13 protein-coding genes, 1 pseudogene and 1 riboswitch are annotated in these 19344 nt (G+C 67.8%); of the genes and pseudogenes, 6 read left to right on the top strand and 8 right to left on the bottom strand.

Going from position 1 to position 19344, the window contains the following annotated elements:
• The first annotated feature begins 150 nt into the window (after positions 1 to 150).
• The gene (locus ACN4F8_RS10765; RefSeq protein ID WP_419473592.1) at positions 151 to 1263 is read left to right on the top strand and encodes a 2Fe-2S iron-sulfur cluster-binding protein; all 1113 of its coding nucleotides are present in this window, start codon (positions 151 to 153) and stop codon (positions 1261 to 1263) included.
• Positions 1264 to 1412: 149 nt separating this feature from the next.
• Here the strand turns inward: ACN4F8_RS10765 and ACN4F8_RS10760 are convergent.
• The 4 genes and pseudogenes from ACN4F8_RS10760 to ahcY all read right to left on the bottom strand — a co-directional run.
• Positions 1413 to 1673: pseudogene (locus tag ACN4F8_RS10760) on the bottom strand (septal ring lytic transglycosylase RlpA family protein); the annotation flags it as partial.
• 134 nt (positions 1674 to 1807) lie between these two features.
• A complete protein-coding gene (gene metF, locus ACN4F8_RS10755) occupies positions 1808 to 2638 on the bottom strand; it encodes a methylenetetrahydrofolate reductase [NAD(P)H] (RefSeq protein WP_419473591.1) in 831 nt (276 codons plus the stop codon).
• Positions 2639 to 2679: 41 nt separating this feature from the next.
• Positions 2680 to 3447: a TlyA family RNA methyltransferase gene (locus ACN4F8_RS10750; RefSeq protein WP_419473590.1), complete on the bottom strand. Its 768-nt coding sequence runs from the start codon at positions 3445 to 3447 to the stop codon at positions 2680 to 2682.
• Positions 3448 to 3562: 115 nt separating this feature from the next.
• Positions 3563 to 4996 (bottom strand): adenosylhomocysteinase, encoded by a 1434-nt coding sequence (ahcY, locus tag ACN4F8_RS10745; protein WP_419473589.1) that lies wholly within the window; start codon positions 4994 to 4996, stop codon positions 3563 to 3565.
• A gap of 63 nt (positions 4997 to 5059) precedes the next feature.
• Positions 5060 to 5147, bottom strand: a riboswitch (S-adenosyl-L-homocysteine riboswitch).
• A gap of 89 nt (positions 5148 to 5236) precedes the next feature.
• On the opposite strand from ahcY, the gene ACN4F8_RS10740 reads away from it, so the two are divergent.
• From ACN4F8_RS10740 to ACN4F8_RS10730, 3 genes are read left to right on the top strand one after another with little or no spacing between them, the layout of a single operon-like run.
• A complete protein-coding gene (locus ACN4F8_RS10740) occupies positions 5237 to 6046 on the top strand; it encodes an HAD-IIB family hydrolase (protein WP_419473588.1) in 810 nt (269 codons plus the stop codon).
• Complete coding sequence (locus ACN4F8_RS10735) at positions 6043 to 7317, top strand: MFS transporter (protein WP_419473587.1); 1275 nt, start codon at positions 6043 to 6045, stop codon at positions 7315 to 7317. Before ACN4F8_RS10740 ends, ACN4F8_RS10735 begins: the two co-directional genes overlap by 4 nt.
• 53 nt (positions 7318 to 7370) lie before the next feature.
• Positions 7371 to 7754 carry a hypothetical protein gene (locus ACN4F8_RS10730; protein ID WP_419473586.1) on the top strand — a complete coding sequence of 128 codons (384 nt, stop codon included), beginning with the start codon at positions 7371 to 7373 and terminating at the stop codon, positions 7752 to 7754.
• On the opposite strand, the gene ACN4F8_RS10725 is transcribed toward ACN4F8_RS10730, so the two are convergent.
• Both ACN4F8_RS10725 and mdeB read right to left on the bottom strand, forming a co-directional pair.
• The gene (locus tag ACN4F8_RS10725; protein ID WP_419473585.1) at positions 7755 to 8075 is read right to left on the bottom strand and encodes a hypothetical protein; all 321 of its coding nucleotides are present in this window, start codon (positions 8073 to 8075) and stop codon (positions 7755 to 7757) included. It abuts the gene before it with no gap.
• A gap of 9 nt (positions 8076 to 8084) precedes the next feature.
• Positions 8085 to 10655, bottom strand: a complete 2571-nt coding sequence (gene mdeB / locus ACN4F8_RS10720) for an alpha-ketoglutarate dehydrogenase (protein WP_419473584.1) — start codon at positions 10653 to 10655, stop codon at positions 8085 to 8087.
• Positions 10656 to 10764: 109 nt separating this feature from the next.
• Here mdeB and ACN4F8_RS10715 point away from each other — a divergent pair, with 109 nt between their 5' ends.
• On the top strand, positions 10765 to 11226 hold the full coding sequence (locus tag ACN4F8_RS10715) for an Lrp/AsnC family transcriptional regulator (protein ID WP_419473583.1): 462 nt from the start codon (positions 10765 to 10767) through the stop codon (positions 11224 to 11226).
• 3 nt (positions 11227 to 11229) lie between these two features.
• Here ACN4F8_RS10715 and ACN4F8_RS10710 read toward each other — a convergent pair whose 3' ends face one another.
• Positions 11230 to 17550 carry an excinuclease ABC subunit A gene (locus tag ACN4F8_RS10710; protein WP_419473582.1) on the bottom strand — a complete coding sequence of 2107 codons (6321 nt, stop codon included), beginning with the start codon at positions 17548 to 17550 and terminating at the stop codon, positions 11230 to 11232.
• A gap of 131 nt (positions 17551 to 17681) precedes the next feature.
• Here ACN4F8_RS10710 and ACN4F8_RS10705 point away from each other — a divergent pair, with 131 nt between their 5' ends.
• Positions 17682 to 18815 (top strand): ABC transporter substrate-binding protein, encoded by a 1134-nt coding sequence (locus ACN4F8_RS10705; RefSeq protein WP_419473581.1) that lies wholly within the window; start codon positions 17682 to 17684, stop codon positions 18813 to 18815.
• A gap of 2 nt (positions 18816 to 18817) precedes the next feature.
• Here the strand turns inward: ACN4F8_RS10705 and ACN4F8_RS10700 are convergent, their stop codons facing one another.
• Positions 18818 to 19255: a universal stress protein gene (locus ACN4F8_RS10700; protein WP_419473580.1), complete on the bottom strand. Its 438-nt coding sequence runs from the start codon at positions 19253 to 19255 to the stop codon at positions 18818 to 18820.
• Positions 19256 to 19344 lie beyond the last annotated feature (89 nt).

The following is a 19344-nucleotide window of genomic DNA, read 5'->3' as shown; positions in this document are numbered from 1 at the left end:
ACACCCCCGCGCCGGCCTTTCAGGCCGTCACCCCCTCAAGGGGGCAACACCTGCGACCCGGCAAAGCCGGTTCCGCGGTGTTTGCTGGTTGAAGGCACGTCGCTCGATGCGTGACCTGTGTCCAGCCACACCAAAGACCGAGAAATCATCATGACCGCTGTCTCTCGCTTCCACGAGCTGCCCATCGCGCGCATCAGCCCCGAGGCCGCGGGCGCGGTGGCCATCACCCTGGCCATCCCGCCCGAGCAGCGCACGGCGTTTGCGTTCGAGCCGGGCCAGTTCCTCACCGTGCGCGCCACCATCGCCGGGCAGGACGTGCGGCGCAGTTATTCCATCAGCAGCCCGCGCAGCCTGCTCACGCAACAGGGTGAGCTCACGCTGGGCATCCGGCCGGTGGAGGGCGGTGTGTTTTCCAACTGGGCGGCCAGCGAACTGAAGGCCGGCGACACACTCAGAGTGATGCCGCCCGATGGCCGCTTCACCGTGCACAAGCCGCGCGCGCTGCACCGCGTGGGCTTTGCGGCGGGCTCGGGCATCACGCCCATCCTCTCGCTCATGGCCAGCACACTCGAAGAGTCGCCCACGTCGAAATTCACCCTGGTCTACGGCAACCGCCGCATGGACAGCGTGATGTTCAACGAAGCGCTGCAGGATCTGAAAGACAAACACGCCGGGCGGCTCACGCTGATCCACATCCTCTCGCGCCAGGCGCAAGAGGTGCCGCTGCTCGAAGGTCGCATCGACGGCGACAAGGTGCGCGCGCTCATCGCCACGCTGCTGCCGGTGGCCAGCATGGACGAGGTGTTCGTCTGCGGCCCCGCGGCCATGATCGACGCGACCGAGAAGGCCTTGCTTGACGCCGGCGTGAGGCCCGACCGCGTGCACACCGAACGCTTCACCTCGCCCACGCTGGAAGCCTTGCCCACCGAGGCGCGCAAGGCGGTGGTGCTGGGCCACGCCGACGCGGCCGTGCGCGCCGACGGCGAGGTGGCCCTCACCGTGCTGCTCGACGGCAAGCCGCACACGCTGCGCATGAACCGCGACGAGCGCGTGCTCGACGTGGCCCTCAACGCCGGGCTCGATTTGCCTTGGTCGTGCCGGGGCGGCGTGTGCTGCACCTGCCGCGCCAAGGTGATGCAGGGCTCGGTGGCGATGGACAAAAACTACACGCTGGAGCCTTGGGAAACCGACAAGGGTTTTGTGCTGAGCTGCCAGGCGCGTCCCACGAGCGAGGTGCTCGTGGTCAGCTTTGACGAAAGGTAGAGAGGCACCCCCCGCGTCGCCTTCGGCGCCTCCCCCCTCTCTCGCCTTCGGCGGGAGGTGAGCGACACCTGGGGCCGGCAGAGCCGGACCCTCGGTGTCCCTGGGTTGGCGTTGCTTCGGGCGCGCGGTGATCAGTGCGCGAGCAACACCACCGGTGCCTCGCCGGCCCTGATCAAGCCAATTTGTTCGGCCGCTGCCCGGCTCAGATCGATCACGCGGCCCTTGATGAACGGACCGCGGTCGTTGATGCGCACCACCACCTCCCGGCCCGTGCTCGCGTGGCGCACGCGCACCTGCGTGCCGAACGGCAGCGTCTTGTGGGCGGCGGTGAGTTCGTTCATGTTGAAGACCTCGCCGCTGGCGGTGCGGCGGCCGTGGAACTGCTCGCCGTACCACGAGGCCCGGCCACGCTCGATTTCGCGCGCATCCCGCGCACCGGCCTGCGCGTCCTCATCGATCGTGGGTGGCCCCGAAGGCACCCGCGTCGCACACCCGCCCAGCCACAACACGGTGGCCAGGGCGAGCGTGAACGCGGACTTGAAGCTCATGACAACTGCAGCCGCTTGGCGATTTCCAGCGTGGCCACGCTCTGGTTCATGGTGTAGAAGTGCAGCGCCGGCACGCCGCCGTTGCGCAGCTGGTCGCACAGGTCTGTGACCACGTCCAGGCCGAAGGCCTTGATGGACACCGTGTCATCGCCAAAGGCCTGCAGGCGCAGGCGGATCCAGCGCGGGATCTCGGCACCGCTCGCGTCCGAAAAACGCATGAGCTGCGTGGAGCTGGTGATGGGCATGATGCCGGGCACCACCGGCACGTCGGCGCCGAGCTTGTAGGCGTCGTCCACGAAGCGGAAGTAGGCGTCGCTGTTGTAGAAGTACTGGGTGATGGCCGAATGCGCACCGGCGCGCACCTTGGTCACATAGGCCTGCAGATCCGACTCGGGTGATTTCGCCTGCGGGTGCACCTCGGGGTAGGCCGCCACCTCGATGTGGAAATCGTCACCGGTCTCGCTGCGGATGAAGGCCACCAGGTCGCTCGCGTAGTGAAACTCACCGCCCGCGCCGTAGCCGCTGGGCAAATCACCGCGCAGCGCCACCAGGCGTTTGACGCCCATGGCCTTGAGCGTGGCGAGCTGTTCGCGCACCGAGGCCTTGGTGGCGCCAATGCACGAGAAATGCGAGGCCGCCGGCACCGACTCGGCGAGGATGTCGCGCACCGTGTTGAAGGTGCCTTCCTGGGTGGAGCCACCGGCGCCGTAGGTAACAGAGCAGAACTCGGGCTTCAAGGGATACAGCTGCTGGCGCACCGCGCGCAGCTTTTCCACGCCTTCGGGTGTCTTGGGCGGAAAGAATTCAAAACTCACGGGCAGACCCATGGGGTTCTCCAAAGATGTAGGGGGATGCCCAGCCAGCAGCCTCAAACCGGGCGGCGGGCGAACACCAGAAATTCGCGGTTGCCGTCACCCCCGGTGATCGGGCTTTCGAAATAGTCGAGCATCACCAGGCCGCTGTCCTGGACCACCTGCCCGATGCGCTCGCGCACCAGCGGGTAACTCGCTTCGCTCTTGACGAGGCCGCCTTTGCCGATGTGCTCGGGCTGCAGTTCAAACTGCGGCTTGACCAGCATCAGCACATGGCCGCCCGCTTTGAGCAGGGGCACGAGCGCCGGCCACACCAGCGTCTGCGAGATGAACGACAGGTCGCCCACGATCAGGTCAAAGGGTGCGGCGGCCGATTCGCCGCCAGCATCCGTCAACGCATCGGATGTGAGATCGCGCGCATTGCAGCGCTCGATGCACACCACCCGCGCGTCACCGCGCAGCCGAGGATGCAACTGGCCCTGGCCCACATCCACGCCCACCACCTGCTGTGCGCCACGCTGCAGCAGGCAGTCGGTGAAACCGCCGCTGCTCTGACCCGCATCGAGGCAGCGCAGACCGCGCACGTCGAGCGCCACGCGTTGCAGCGCACCGTCGAGCTTGAGGCCGCCGCGCGAAACGAACCGCGTCTCGGCGTTGTCCACCGCCTGCAGCTCGACCGTCTCGCGCAGCTCCTGGCCGTTCTTCGAGACGGTTGTCCAGTCGCCCGGCAGCAGCCGCCAGCGCACGCCCGATGCGATCAGGCGTTGCGCTTGCGACTTGGACGCCGCCAAGCCACGTTCAACAAGAAGTTGATCAGCTCTCATCAATGGTCACGCCACGAATGCAAACCCGCCATCCAGAGATGCCGCGGAACCGGCTTTGCCGAGCCGCAGGCATCGCCCCCTTGAGGGGGTCGCGCGCAGCGCGGCGGGGGTGCGTTCAATACCTGTACGTGTCGGCCTTGTACGGGCCGGCTTTGCTCACACCGATGTACGCGGCCTGCTCGTCGCTCAGTTCGGTCAGCATGGCGCCGACTTTCTTCAGGTGCAGACGCGCGACCTTCTCGTCCAGGTGCTTGGGCAACACATACACCTTGCCGGCTTCGTACTGGTCCTGCTTGGTGAACAGCTCGATCTGCGCGATGGTCTGGTTGGCGAAGCTCGACGACATCACGAAGCTGGGGTGGCCGGTGGCGCAGCCCAGGTTCACCAGGCGGCCTTTGGCCAGCAGGGTGATCTTCTTGCCGTCGGGGAAGGTGATGTGGTCGACCTGGGGCTTGATCTCGTCCCACACACACTTTTCGAGCGACGCGACATCGATCTCGTTGTCGAAGTGACCGATGTTGCAGACGATGGCCTCGTCCTTCATGGCGGCCATGTGCTCGTAGCGGATCACGTTCTTGTTGCCGGTGGCGGACACGAAGATGTCGCACTTGTCGGCGGCGTATTCCATGGTCACGACCTTGAAGCCTTCCATCGCGGCCTGCAGGGCGTTGATGGGGTCGATCTCGGTCACCCACACCTGGGCGCTCAGGGCGCGCAGGGCCTGGGCCGAGCCTTTGCCCACGTCACCGTAGCCGGCGACCACGCAGACCTTGCCGGCGATCATCACGTCGGTGGCGCGCTTGATGGAGTCGACCAGCGACTCGCGGCAGCCGTACAGGTTGTCGAACTTGCTCTTGGTCACGCTGTCGTTGACGTTGATCGCGCGGAACTGCAGCGTTCCCTTGGCCGACATCTCGTTCAGGCGCAGCACGCCGGTGGTGGTCTCTTCGGTCACACCGATGATCTGGGCGGCCTTGCGGGTGTACCAGGTCTTGTCTTCGGCCAGTTTGGCCTTGATGGCGTTGAACAGGCAGATCTCTTCTTCGCTCTGGGGGTTGTTCAACACAGACGCGTCCTTCTCGGCGCGCTGGCCCAGGTGCATGAGCAGGGTGGCGTCGCCGCCGTCGTCCAGGATCATGTTGGGGCCTTCGCCTTCGGTGCCGGCGGCGCCGAATTCAAAGATGCGGTGGGTGAAGTCCCAGTACTCGTCCAGCGACTCGCCCTTGTGCGCAAACACGGGCGTGCCGTTGGCCACCAGCGCGGCGGCGGCGTGGTCTTGCGTGGAGAAGATGTTGCACGACGCCCAGCGCACGCTGGCACCCAGCGCCTGCAGGGTCTCGACCAGCACGGCGGTCTGGATCGTCATGTGGATGCTGCCGGTGATGCGCGCGCCCTTGAGCGGCTGCGCCTTGGCAAACTCTTCGCGGATGGCCATCAGGCCGGGCATTTCGGTCTCGGCGATCTTGACTTCCTTGCGGCCCCAATCGGCCAGGGCAATGTCGGCGATCGCGCAATCGGTGAAGGTGGGGTTGTTCAGACGTGCATTCATGGTTCGCTCCGGTAGGGATGGATGAACCACATCGGCGGGCGAAAAAAAGCTCATCGCACGGGATGTGGATGAGCGTCGTTGCATGGATGGTCCGAGCCTCACGCCCCGCTGCTGAACTGGTCAGTGGGGGCGCTGCAACGCTCCTCGGATGCCGGATTTTAGCCCAGCATGCCCTTGGGGGTGTGGCCTGTGGTGCGGGATACCCGACCGCTGGTAAGGCTGTGCGACACTGCCGGCCCCATGCCGACCCTCCCCACGCCCTCCCCGCTCGCCCTGTGGCCCAACTCGGAGCGCAGTCGAGTCCACGGCGTGCTGACCGACATCGACGACACCCTGACGACCGACGGCGCGATCACGCCCGACGCACTCGACGCCCTGCACCGCCTGCGTGCTGCGGGTCTGCCGGTGCTGGCCATCACCGGGCGGCCGGCCGGCTGGAGCGAGGCCTTTGCCCTGGCGTGGCCGGTGGACGCGATCGTGGCGGAGAACGGCGCTGTGGCGCTGTGGCGCGGGGATGATGGGCAGCTTTGCCGGGACTATTTGCAGAACGCGGCCACACGAACCAACAACTTCGTCCGACTCCAGAACACGGCGCAGCGCGTGCTGCGCGAGTTGCCGCACACCCGCCTGGCCACCGACAGCCCCGGGCGCGAGACCGACATCGCCATCGACCACAGCGAGTTCGCGCACTTGAATGAAGCCGAGATCGCGCAGGTGGTGGCCCTCATGCGCCGCGACGGCCTGAACGCCACCGTGAGCTCGATCCACATCAACGGCTGGATCGGCGACCACGACAAGCTCGCCGGCGCGCGCTGGATCGTGCGCACGCGCCTGGGTCGCGACCTTGATGCCGAGCTCGACCACTGGGTCTACGTGGGCGACTCCACCAACGACGCGCGCATGTTCGGCCACTTCCCGCACAGCGTGGGCGTGGCCAACGTGGCGCGCTTCTGGGCCGCGCTCAGCCACCACCCGCGCTTTGTGGCACGGGGCGAACGCGGCGCAGGTTTTGCCGAGGTCGCCAACGCAGTGCTGGAGGCCAGGGCTTGACCGAACACCCGCTGCCACCCCAGCACAGCCAGGCCCTCACCGGCACCGCGCCGCCCGCGCTCGTGCCTGCACAAGCCCGGCTCGGCCTGGTGGCCATCTTCGGCTCCACCTTCTTTCAGCTGGTGGGCTACTTCATGCTCATGCCGCTGCTCTTGCTGCGGCTCAAGGGCGACGGCGTGTCCACCGCCTTGGCGGGCGTGTTCGTGGCCACCGGCTGGCTCGGCGTGTTCGCCATGACGCCGTTTGCCTCGGCCATCACGCAGCGCCTGGGCCGGCGGCCCTCGCTCTGGCTCGCGGCCTTCGTGCCGGTGGTGGCCATCACCGGCTTCCTGTTCAGCAACTCACTGGTGCTGTGGTTCGTCTGCATCCTCATCGAAGGCATGGCCGCCGGCCTGCGTTGGGTGTTGGCCGAAGCCATCGTGGCCGAGTTTTCACCGCCCACACAGCGAGGACGCAACGTCGGCATTTTCGAGACCATGGTCGGCACCACCTTCGTGCTCGGCCCGCTGGTGCTGGCCTGGTTCGGCGCGCAGAGCGATGCCGCGCTCTGGCTGGCGCTCACACTCACCGTGCTCGGCCTGGGCTGGAGCCTGCTCATTCCGCGCCTGCCGGCCGCCGCCGATGCGCACAACGCCAAGGTGGGTCTCTCGGGCGTGTGGCACGCGCTGCACGCGCACCCCCTGATCATGACGGTGGGGTTTGTCGGCGGCTTCTTTGAAAGCGGTCTCACGTCCATCCTGCCGCTGTATGGCCTGGCGCTGGGCCTGGGCGCCACCGCAGCTGCCCTGCTGGTCTCGGCCAGCGGACTGGGCAGCGCCATCATGATGCTGCCCGCCGGCCTGCTGGCCGACCGCCTGGCCCACCACCCCACGCAGCGCTGGGGCAACGCGCGCGACACCCGCCTGAAGATCATGCGGCTGTGTGCATTGATCACGCTGCTGGCCACGCTGGTCATTCCCTTCGTGGCCGGCACACCCTGGCTGGCGGCGCCGGTGGCGTTTCTCTGGGGCGGCGCGGGTGGCAGCCTCTACACGCTGGCGATGATCGACATCGGCTCGCGCGAAGAGGGCATCACGCTGGTCAACAGCACCGCGGTGCTGGTGCTGTCGTACACGCTGGGCGGTGTGCTGGCGCCCGCGCTCGGCGCTGCCGCGTTGCAGTGGGCGCCCACGGTGGGCTTCCCGGCGCTGCTGCTGTCGGTGGCCGGGCTGGGCTGGTGGCTGTTGAGACGGGCGGCAACGTCCCCATCTGCGGGAACCCCACGGGTTTAAGCTGCTCCCAAGGGTGCGCCCCGTATTTCCCGCCCCGCGAAAGGACCCTGCCCATGGCCATCCCCTGGCTGCTCGCCCTCAAAGTGATCCCCTGGGGCGACGTGATCGAACACGCGCCCAAGGTGCTCAACGCCGCCCGCAAGCTGATGGACCGGCAGAAGTCGCCCGAGACAGCGCCCGTCACCGCCGCGCCCATGGACCTGGTGTCCGACACACCGCCCAGCCTGGGTGAGTTGCGCAACCGGGTGATCGAAGCGCGGCAATTGATCGATCAGCAGACGCAGACACAGACCCAGATGGCGCAGACCCTGGCCGAACTCGCCGAGCAGAACGCGCGCCTGGTGGCGGCCGTGGAGTTGCTGCGCGTGCGCACGCGCGTGTTCATGTTCGTCATCGCCGCGCTGGTGGTCGGCGTGGTGGTGCTGTTCGCGCGCTGATCAGCCCCGGTCGCTGGTCAGGTGGGCGTCACACCCCACACCCGCGGCAATCCACCGCCCAGCCAACCTCCGCAACACCGGTGCGGCCCAGCGCCAGCGCGGGCCCAGCACACCGGCGGCATCGGTGATGGCGCCGCAGCGGTAGACCGCCTGCTCGCCGTCCCAACGCAGCGCATCACACGCCCCGCTGCGCTTGCGTGAAATCACCTGCCCCAGCGGACAAGGCTCGGCCAGGCAGCACACGCCACAGCCATTGCACGGCGCGCCCAGCGCGGGCTGCGCCGGGGCGGACGGGTGGATGTGGATGACCTGGTGCTGCACCGGCGCAGCTTAACCCTCGGCCAGCGCCTGCCGGGCGCGCGCGGCGATGCTGGCGGCGTCCACCTGGAAGTAGGCGCGCAAGGCGGCGCGGGTGTCGCTGCGGCCGAAGCCGTCGGTGCCCAGCGTCGCGCAGGCGCGGCCGGGCGGCAGCCACGGGCGCACGCTGTCGGGCAGGGCACGCACATAGTCGCTGGCCATGACGATGGGGCCGCGCGTGCCGGCCAGCAGTTCGCCCAGGTAGGGCAGCTCTCCGGCGACGCAGGCCTGGCCGTTGCGCGCGAGTTCGCTCCAGCTGGTGATGCTGAGCACGTCGGCGCCGATGCCCTCGGCCGCCAGCGCCTCGGCGGCGCGAATCACCTCGCCCAGGATCGCGCCCGAGCCCAGCAGCGTGACGCGCGGGCCCTGCGCCGGGCCGTGGCTGGCGAAGCGGTAGCCGCCGCGCAGCACGCCGGCTTCGGCGCCCATGGGCAGGTCGGGCATGGCCACGTTCTCGTTCATGAGCGTCACGTAATAAAACACGTCTTTCTGCTCCACCAGCATCTCGCGCATGCCGGCGTCGATGATCACCGCGAGTTCGCCCGCGAACGCCGGGTCATACGCCTTGCAGTTGGGGATGGTCGCGGCCACCAGGTGGCTGCTGCCGTCCTGGTGCTGCAGGCCTTCACCGCCCAGGGTGGTGCGCCCGGATGTGGCGCCGAGCAGGAAGCCGCGCGAGCGCTGGTCGGCCGCGGCCCAAATCGCGTCGCCCACGCGCTGGAAGCCGAACATGGAGTAGTAGATGTAGAACGGCAGCATGGCCAGGCCGTGCACGCTGTAGCTGGTGGCCGCCGCCGTCCAGCTCGCCAGGGCGCCGGCTTCGCTGATGCCTTCTTCCAGAATCTGGCCGTCGAGTGCCTCGCGGTAGCTGAGCACCGAGCCGATGTCTTCGGGTGCGTAGCGCTGGCCCACGCTGCTGTAGATGCCGACCTGCTTGAACAGGTTGGCCATGCCGAAGGTGCGCGCCTCGTCGGCCACGATGGGCACCACGCGCGGGCCGAGTTGCGGGTCCTTGAGCAGGTTGCCCAGCATGCGCACGAAGGCCATGGTGGTGCTCATGACCTTGCCGTCGGCCTTGAGCGCAAAGGTGGCATAGGCGTCGAGGGCGGGCACCGGCACCACGGCGCACGCGGTCTCGCGGCGCGGCATCGGGCCGCCCAGCCGTTCGCGGTGCTCGCGCAGATAGCGCATCTCGGCGCTGTCCTCGGCCGGTTTGTAGAAGGCCATGCCACGCGCCTGCTCGTCGCTCAGCGGCAGGTTGAAGCGGTTGCGGTACTCGATGAGCTCGTCGCCGTCGAGCTTCTTCTGGCTGTGCGTGGTCATCTTGCCCTGCCCGGCGCTGCCCATGCCGTAACCCTTCTTGGTGTGGGCCAGGATCACGGTGGGCTGGCCCCGGTGGGCGGCAGCGGCTGCGTAGGCCGCGTGGATCTTCACCAGGTCGTGGCCGCCGCGCTTCAAGCGGTCGATCTGCTCATCCGTCATGCCTTGCGCCAGCGCGGCCAGCTCGGGGTTCTGGCCGAAGAAGTTGTCGCGGTTGAAGCGGCCGTCTTTCGCCGCGAAGGTCTGCATCTGGCCGTCCACCGTGTCGCCCAGGGCGCGGACCAGCGCGCCGTTGGTGTCGCGCGCGAACAGGCCGTCCCAGTCGCTGCCCCAGACCAGCTTGACCACGTTCCAGCCCGCACCGGCAAACAGGCGTTCGAGCTCGTCGATGATGCGGCCGTTGCCGCGCACCGGGCCGTCCAGGCGCTGCAGGTTGCAGTTGACGACCCACACCAGGTTGTCGAGCTTCTCGCGCGCGGCCAGGGTGAGTGCGCTCATGCTCTCGGGCTCGTCCATCTCGCCGTCGCCGAACACGCCCCAGACCTTGCGGTGCGCCGTGTCCAGCAGGCCGCGGTGGCCCAGGTAGTGCATGAAGCGTGCGTGGTAGATCGAGCTGATCGGGCCGATGCCCATGGAGCCGGTGGGGAACTGCCAGAAGTCGGGCATGAGCCAGGGGTGCGGGTAGCTGGAGAGGCCACGCGCACCGGCCGCCGGCGCGGTGATTTCCTGGCGGTAGTGCAGCAGGTCGGCCTCGCCCAGGCGGCCTTCGAGGAAGGCACGGGCGTACACGCCAGGCGCGCTGTGCGGCTGGAAGAACACCAGGTCGCCATCGCGCCCCGCGCGGAAAAAGTGGTTGAAGCCGGTCTCGAACAGGTCGGCGGCGCTGGCGTAGCTGGCGATGTGGCCACCGAGTTCGCCGTAGGCCTGGTTGGCCCGCGCCACCATGGCCAGCGCGTTCCAGCGCATCAACGACGCCAGGCGCTCCTCGACCGCAAGATCGCCCGGAAACACCGGCTGGTCGTCGGCCGCGATGGTGTTCAGGTAGGGCGTGTTGCGCTCGGGCTGCCAGCCCACGCGCTGCGTGCCGGCCAGGCGCGCGAGTTCGTCGAGCATCTGGCGCGCGCGTTGCGGGCCCTGGCTTTGCAACAAGGCCAGGAAGGCCTCGCGCCATTCGGCGGTTTCGTGGGGGTCGGGATCGTGGTCGGTGTCGGGGCGGGCATTCATGCGCCCACTGTAGCGGCGACGCGCCGGCATGTGCTGCCAAACAACTGCCCACACCAACACTTGGCAGCACAATCTGCCGCATTCTCATCAACTTTCAAAACAACAGGCCATGGATCAGATCGACCGACGCATTCTTGAAGAACTGCAACACGACGGCTCCTTGTCCAACGTGGCGTTGGCCCGGCGCGTGGGTCTGTCCCCCTCGCCGTGTCTGGCACGGGTCAAGGCGCTGGAGGCGTCGGGCCTGATCCGCCAGTACGTGGCGCTGGCCGACGCCACGCGGCTGGGCCTGGGGCTGAACGTCTTCATCAACATCAGCCTGAAAACCCAGCGCAAGGAGGCGCTGGCGCGCTTCGAGGAGCGCATCGCCGACCACGACGAGGTGATGGAGTGTTACCTCATGACCGGTGACTCGGACTACCTGATCCGCGTGGTGGTGGCCGACATGGCGGCGCTGGAGCGCTTCATCCTGGACCGGCTGGCGCCCATTCCCGAGGTGGAGAAGATCCGCTCCAGCTTCACGCTCAAGCAGGTGCGTTACAAGACCGCGCTGCCGCTGCCGCGCGGCTGAGGTTCACACCCGCGCCAGCACCGGCCCCAGCACCCGCCCGGTGTGCGTGTCCAGCCGCACCACCTCGTCGGGCGGTGCCGCCGCCACGATGAGGCCACCGCCACCCCCGCCCTCGGGGCCGAGGTCGATGATCCAGTCGGCTTCGGCCATCACGTCCAGATCGTGCTCGATCACCACCACGCTGTGGCCGCCGTCCACCAGGCGGTGCAGCACGCGGATGAGTTTTTCCACGTCGGCCATGTGCAGGCCGACCGTGGGTTCGTCCAGTACATACAGCGTGTGCGGTGGCTTCTGGCCGCGGCGCGTGATGTCGTCGCGCACCTTGCTGAGCTCGGTCACGAGCTTGATGCGCTGCGCCTCGCCGCCACTGAGCGTGGGGCTGGGCTGGCCCAGCGTGAGGTAACCCAGGCCCACGTCTTTGAGCAACTGCAGCGGGTGGCCGATGCTGGGCATGGCAGCGAAGAAATCAACCGCCTCGTCCACCTCCATCTGCAGCACGTCGCCGATGCTCTTGCCCTTCCAGGTCACAGCCAGCGTCTCGGGATTGAAACGCGCACCGTGGCAGACCTCGCACGGCACCTTCACGTCGGGCAAAAAGCTCATCTCGATGGTGCGCATGCCCTGGCCTTCGCAGCCCGGGCAGCGGCCTTCGCCGGTGTTGAAGCTGAAGCGGCCCGGGCCGTAGCCGCGCGCCTTGGCTTCGAGCGTGTCGGCGTACAGCTTGCGCACCGTGTCCCAGAAGCCGATGTAGGTGGCCGGGCAGGATCGCGGTGTTTTGCCGATCGGTGTCTGGTCGACTTCGAGCACGCGGTCCACGGTCTCGAAGCCGCTCACGCTGGCGCAGCCCGACCACGCCGGGTACTGGCCCTTGTCCATCGCGTCGCGGCCGGCCTTGGTGCTGCGCTGGGCCACGGCGGCGGCCACGTTGGTCAGCAACACGTCGCGCGCCAGTGTGGATTTGCCGGAGCCGGAGACGCCGGTGATGACGACCAGACGCTGCAGGGGCACGGCGGCGTCGAGCTGGTTGAGGTTGTGGAGTTGGGCGCGGTGGACGTGGAGCCACGGGGGACCCTCACCCCCGCCCTCTCCCGCCAGCGGGAGAGGGAGCAAAACAGCCCTTCGCGCCTGCAACGGATGCTTCATCGCATGCAGCAGATACCGACCGGTCACCGAGTCGGGGTTGGCTGAGAGGTCGTCCACCGAGCCCTGCGCCACCACACGCCCACCGCGTTTGCCCGCGCTCGGGCCGATGTCGATGATGTGATCGGCGCGGCGGATGGTGTCTTCGTCGTGCTCCACCACCACCAGCGTGTTGCCCATGTCGCCGAGCTTGTGCAGCGCGTTGAGCAATATCGCGTTGTCGCGCGCGTGCAGGCCGATGGTGGGCTCGTCGAGCACGTAACACACGCCCTGCAGGTTGCTGCCGAGTTGCGCGGCCAGGCGGATGCGCTGCGCCTCGCCACCGCTGAGCGTGGGCGCGCCCCGGTCCAGCGTGAGGTAGTTCAGACCCACCTCTTCCAGAAACGCCAGGCGGCTTTCGATTTCGGGCAGGAGGTCGCGTGCGATGCCGGTTTCGCGGACGCTCATCACAAAACCCCGTTCGGGCTGAGCTTGTCGAAGCCCCTTCGTGCTTGGATGCCCTTCGACAGGCTCAGGGCGAACGGCATTGTTGATCAACCCCTGCACCCATTGCCTCACCTCACGCACCGACAAGCGCGCCACGTCGGTGATGCCCACCGCGCTGAACTTCACCGCCCGGGCCTGGGCGTTCAGGCGGGTGCCTTCGCAACCCGGGCAGACCTCGTCCACCAGGTCTTCCACCTCGGGCTCGGCAAAGCTCTGTTCGCGCCCGCGTTCCTTGTCGTCGCGCACCGAATCGTCAAGCACGCTGCGCTGGTCGCGCGAGAGTTTGAGGCCCGTGCCCACGCAGTCGGGGCACCAGCCGTGTTTGCTGTTGTACGAAAACAGGCGCGGGTCGAGTTCGGGGTAGCTGGTGGCGCAGACCGGGCAGGCGCGGGTGGTGGAAAACACCTCCAGCTGGCCCAGCTCGCGCGTCGACGTGCCCTCTTCCAGCGCCCGCGCCAGGCCGTCGAGCGGGTGCAGCACGTGCACCACGCCCTTGCCGATCTCCAGCGCCTTGGTGAGCTGGCTGCGCAACGTGGCCTCCTGGTCGGCGCTCACCACGAAGTCGGCCACCGGCAGCTCGATGGTGTGCTCCTTGAAGCGGTCGATGCGCGGGAAACCGGTGGTGGGCAAAAACTCGCCGTCCACGCGCAGGTGCGTGTGGCCGCGCGGGCGCGCCCAGTCGGCCAGCTCGGTGTAGACGCCCTTGCGGTTCACCACCAGCGGCGCGAGCAGGCCGATGTGTTGGCCCGCGTAGCGCTTGAGAATGGCCGCGGCAATGCTGTCGGCGCTCTGCGGCATCACCGCCGCGCCGTCGTGCACGCAGTGCTGCGTGCCCAGCTTCACATAGAGCAGGCGCAGGAAATGCCAGACTTCGGTGGTGGTGCCCACCGTGCTTTTGCGCCCGCCGCGCGAGAGCCGCTGCTCGATCGCCACCGTGGGCGGGATGCCGTAGACCGCGTCCACCTCGGGCCGGCCCGCGGGCTGCACGATGCTGCGCGCGTAGGCGTTCAGGCTCTCCAGGTAGCGGCGCTGGCCTTCGTTGAACAGGATGTCGAAAGCCAGCGTGGACTTGCCCGAGCCGCTCACGCCGGAGATCACGTTGAACTGGCCGCGCGGGATGTTCACGCTCAGGTTCTTGAGGTTGTGTTCCTTGGCGTTGACGATGCGGATGCAGTTCGCTCCCTCTCCCGCTGGGGGAGGCTTGGCCTGTCCTGAGCTTGTCGAAGGGGGGTGGGGGCGCGCGGCGGCCAATCCCCGCGTGCGTGCCCCAACCCCCGCCCTCCCCCAGGAGGGGAGGGAGTCAGAGACCGCGTGCACCTCGCCCATGGACAGCGCGTACTCGCGCAGCGCCTTGGCCGTGTGGCTGCTCGCGTGTTCGCGCACCTGCTCGGGCGGGCCTTCGGCCACCACGAGTCCACCCGCGTCACCGCCCTCGGGGCCGAGGTCGATCAGCCAGTCGGCCGAGCGGATCACGTCGAGGTTGTGCTCGATCACCACCAGCGAATGACCAGCGTCGAGCAACTTGCGCAAGCTGCGCATGAGCTTGGCGATGTCGTCGAAGTGCAGGCCGGTGGTGGGCTCGTCGAACAGGAACAGCGTGCCTTTGCGCGAGAGCGGCTGGCGGCTGGCGCTGGCGCTCTTGGACGCCTCGGCCAGGAAACCCGCGAGCTTGAGGCGCTGGGCTTCGCCGCCCGAGAGCGTGGGCACGGGCTGGCCGAGCTTCACGTATTCGAGGCCCACGTCGACGATGGGTTGCAGCACGCGGATGACTTCCCGGTCGGCCTTGAAGAGCTCGGCGGCTTCACTCACCGTGAGGTCGAGCACGTCGGCCACGTTCAAAACCACCGTTCGGGCTGAGCCTGTCGAAGTCCCCGCCAACACCTGGGTGAGCCCTTCGACAAGCTCAGGGCGAACGGGGAGGTGTGCGGGCCAAAGTCGTTCGATCTTCACCTCCAGAATCTCCGGCCGGTACCGCTTGCCGTCGCAGTCCGGGCAGCGCAAATAGACGTCGCTCAGGAACTGCATCTCCACGTGCTCGAAGCCCGAGCCGCCGCAGGTGGGGCAGCGCCCGTCGCCGCTGTTGAAGCTGAACTTGGCGGGCGTGTAGCTGCGCTGGCGCGAGAGCGGTGCGTCGGCGAACAGCGCGCGGATGGCGTCCCACGCACCCACGTAACTCACCGGGTTGGAGCGCGCGGTCTTGCCGATGGGCGACTGGTCGACGAAGACGACCTCACCGAGTTGCTCGGCGCCCAGGAGCCGGTCGTGTGCGCCGGGTGTGTCGGTGGATTTGCCGAAGTGGCGCAACAGCGCGGGGGCCAACACATCTTGAATCAGGCTCGACTTGCCCGAACCCGACACGCCGGTGACCACCACCAGGCGCTGCAGCGGGAACTCGACCGACACGTCCTGCAGGTTGTGCTCGCGAGCGCCTTCCAGGATCAGGCGCGGCGTGCTGTCGGTCACCGCGCGCTTGAAGCCCATGCCGATGGTCTTGCGCGCGCCGAGGTACGCGCCGGTCAGCGTGTCCGCGCTGCGAATCGCCTCGGGCGTGCCGTCGAACACGATCTGCCCGCCGCGCTCACCCGGGCCGGGGCCCATGTCGATCAGGCGGTCGGCGGCCAGCATCACGGCCGGGTCGTGCTCCACCACCACCAGCGTGTTGCCGGCGTCGCGCAGGCGCAGCATGGCGTCGTTGATGCGGGCCATGTCGCGCGGGTGCAGGCCGATACTGGGCTCGTCGAGCACGAACAGCGTGTTCACCAGCGACGTGCCCAGGGCCGTGGTGAGGTTGATGCGCTGCACCTCGCCGCCGCTGAGCGTGCGGCTCTGGCGGTCGAGCGTGAGGTAGCCGATGCCAACCTCGCAGAGGTAGCGGATGCGGGTGTTGATTTCGTCCAGGAGGAGTTTGAGGGCTTGGCGCTGGCCCTCACCCCGGCCCTCTCCCGCGAGCGGGAGAGGGAGTGACTCCCCCTCGTTGCCGGAGCTGCGTGTCTTGCCCCCTCTCCCGCTCGCGGGAGAGGCTTGGCCTGCCCTGAGCTTGTCGAAGGGGGGTGAGGGCTCCAGGCTCGCAAAAAACACCCGCAACCGGTCCAGCGGCAACAACATCAAATCGTGCAGGCACAGCCCCGGCAAAGCCTCCACCTGCGCACGGCTCCACTTCACGCCTTTCGGCAAATAGCGCTTCGCCACGGGCAACACCGCATCCGCCTGCACCTTCGTGCCCAGCCGCCAGAGCAGGCTGTCCGTCTTCAAACGCGCACCGCCGCAACTCGGGCATTCGGTGTAGCTCCGGTACTTGGACAAGAGCACACGGATGTGCATCTTGTAGGCCTTGCTCTCCAGGTATTCAAAGAAGCGGTCCACGCCGTACCAGTGCTGGTTCCACTTGCCGTTCCACTGCGGCGAGCCCGCCCGCACCCAGTGTTTCTGCTCGTCGGTGAGCTTGGCCCAGGGCGTGTCGCGCGGGATGCCCGCCGCCTCGGCGTGCCGCATCATGTCGTCCTGCGCCTCTTTCCAGGCCGGCGTCTGGAACACCTTGATCGCACCGGCACGCAGCGTGAGCTTGTCGTTCGGGATCACCAGCCCGTAGTCCACCCCGATCACCCGCCCGAACCCCCGGCAGGCCTCGCAGGCCCCCACCGCCGAGTTGAACGAAAACATCGACGGCGTCGGTTCGCTGTAGCGGATGTCGCTCTCGGGGCAATGCAGGCCGGTCGAAAAACGCCAAATGTCAGCCGCCCCCACGCTCCCCGCTACGCGTGGTTCGCTGCCCCCCGAGGGGGCTGCCCCGGCTTGGGGCGGCCCGGCGCCGGGACCCGGCTCGGCTCCCAATTGGGGGTCAGATTCCAATTTCAGGGCATACACCATGAGCTTGCCGCCACCGCGCTTCAGGCCCACCTCGATGGCCTCCATCACCCGCGCGGGTTCGGTGGTGCCGATGCGGAAGCGGTCGGCCACCACGTCGAGCACCTTGATGGCTTCCATGGGCGCGGCCTTGGCCTTGCCTTTGGTCTTGGCTTTCTCATCCACAGCGGGTGCGGCGCGGTGCACGATGCGCTCGGCCTGCACGCGCGTGTAGCCACTGGCGGAAAGCCACTGTTCGATTTCCTCGGGCGTGGTGCTGGCGGGCAGCTCCACCGGGAAGGTGACCACGAGTCGCGGGTCACCCTGTGCCGCGGCGCGCGCACTCAGTTCCGCGTAGATCGACTCCGGCGAGTCGTGCCGCACCAGCGCCGCGGTGTCGCGGTCGAACAGCTCGGCGCCTCGTGCAAACAACAGTTTGAGGTGGTCGTTGAGCTCGGTCATGGTGCCGACCGTGGAGCGTGAGCTGCGCACCGGGTTGGTCTGGTCGATCGCAATGGCCGGCGGCACACCTTCCACGCGGTCCACCGCGGGTTTGTCCATGCGGTCGAGGAACTGGCGCGCGTAGGCGCTGAAGGTTTCCACGTACCGGCGCTGGCCTTCGGCAAACAAGGTGTCGAACACCAGGCTCGATTTGCCCGATCCGCTGGGCCCGGTGACCACCGTGAGCTCGCCGGTGCGGATGTCCAGGTCGATGTTTTTCAGGTTGTGCTGGCGCGCACCGCGAATGCGGATCAGGCCGGTGCCCCCTTCCGTCGGGCGGTCGCGTGCTCCGCCGTCGGACGCAGGTTGAATCGCGCCCGCAGGCAGCTCGTCGGGCAAAAAGGCATCGGACATGCAGGGGCTCCAGAGGGGGACGCAAAGATTCTACGGAGCCATGTGACATACCCCCTGCGGTGTACGTCATAACCACAATTTCCGACCCGCGCCGCCTGCCTAGACTGAGCCCACCTCTTGAGACAAGCCCCATGAAAAACAACACCACATCCTCGCCCAGGAACCTCGCCACCCTCGCCCTTGCAGGCCTCATCACCTTCGCCCTGCCCGCCTGGTCACAGTTGCGCATCGGCAACCCCTCGGGCATCACCGGTTCGGTGGCGGCCGGTGTCAAGGAAAACATCGACGGCGCCCAGCTGTACTTCGACGCGGTGAACGCGCGCGGCGGCGTCAACGGCCAGAAGATCGAACTGGTCTCGGTGGACGACAAATTCGATCCCAAGGTGACGGTGGAGGTCTCGCGCCAGCTGATCACCGAACAGAAGGTGCTGGCCCTGTTTCTGAACCGCGGCACGCCGCATTCGCAAGCCCTGCTGCCCATGCTGGCCGAGTTCAAAGTGCCGCTGGTGGGGCCAAGCACCGGCGCCATGGTGCTGCACGAACCGGTGAACCCCTGGGTGTTCAATGTGCGCGCCACCTACCAGCGCGAAGCCGCCAAGGCCATCGAACACCTGGCCAGCATCGGCATCACGCGCATCGCGCTGCTGGAGACCGACGACTCCTTCGGCGCCGACTCCGCCGCCGGCGCGCTCAAGGGTTTTGCCTCCGTGAAACAAACGCCGGTGCTGCAGGAAAAGTTTCCGCGCGACAAGCCCGACTTCACCGAGCTCGCAGCCCGCGTGGCCAAGAGCAACGCCCAGGCCGTCATGGTCATCGGCTCGGCCGGCAACGCCGCCAACGGCATGAAGGCGATCCGGGCGGCGGGCTCGCGGGCGCAGCTGGTCACGCTGTCCAACAACGCCTCGGATGGTTTCATCAAGCTGCTGGGCGAACACGCGCGCGGCGTGATCGTCACCCAGGTGTTTCCCAACGAACGCTCGGTGGCCTACCCGCTGATCAAGGAAGCGCAGGACCTGGCCAAGGCCAAGGGCCTCGCCGGTGTGTCGCCCGCCATGATGGAAGGCTTTGCCGCAGCCAAGGTGGTCACCGAAGGCCTGCGCCGCGCCGGCCCCAACCCGACGCCGGTGGCGCTGCGCGACGCGCTGGAAGGTTTGCGCAACCACGACATCGGCGGACTGCAGATCAGCTACAGCGCCACCGACCACACCGGTCTGGACTTCTCGGACCTCTCGATCGTGAACGCCTCAGGCAAGTTCATGCGCTGAGGTCAGGATTTCACGATCAGCACCGGCACCTTGGCGTGGGTCAGCACCTTCTGCGCCACGCTGCCCAGGATGAGCGCCTTCACGCCCTGGCGCCCGTGTGAGCCCATCACGATCAGGTCGCAGCCTTCGGCGTCGGCCGTTTCGATGATCCCTTCGTAGACCACGTTGCGCTCGATGGTGTCGCCCGCGAACGGCACACCCTCGGCCGCGCAGGCCATGCGCGCGGCGTCCAGCGCCACGCCGGCCGCGGCTTTGGTTTCGGTCAGGTAGGCCTGCAGGCCGATGGCCGACGCGTCGCCGATGCCGATGTAGGGGAACGGGTCGATCACGTACACCCCCACGACTTGTGCGCCCTGGCTCTTGGCCAGGCCCACGGCCGCTCGGGTGGCGAACGCACTGAGGTCGGAGCCGTCGGTGGGCAGCAGGATTTTCTTGAACATGGTCGCTCTCCTCGAAGGGGTGGATGAACCGGGCCGCACCGTGCGGCACCGCTTCATCGTAGGAGAGCCCCGGCGCAACCGGCTTGCGT

Source organism: Hydrogenophaga sp., from assembly GCF_048549895.1.
In the GTDB taxonomy this organism is placed as follows: domain Bacteria; phylum Pseudomonadota; class Gammaproteobacteria; order Burkholderiales; family Burkholderiaceae_C; genus Hydrogenophaga.
Note: the sequence above shows the minus strand (reverse complement) of the source record. Positions and strands in the feature narration are given on the sequence as shown.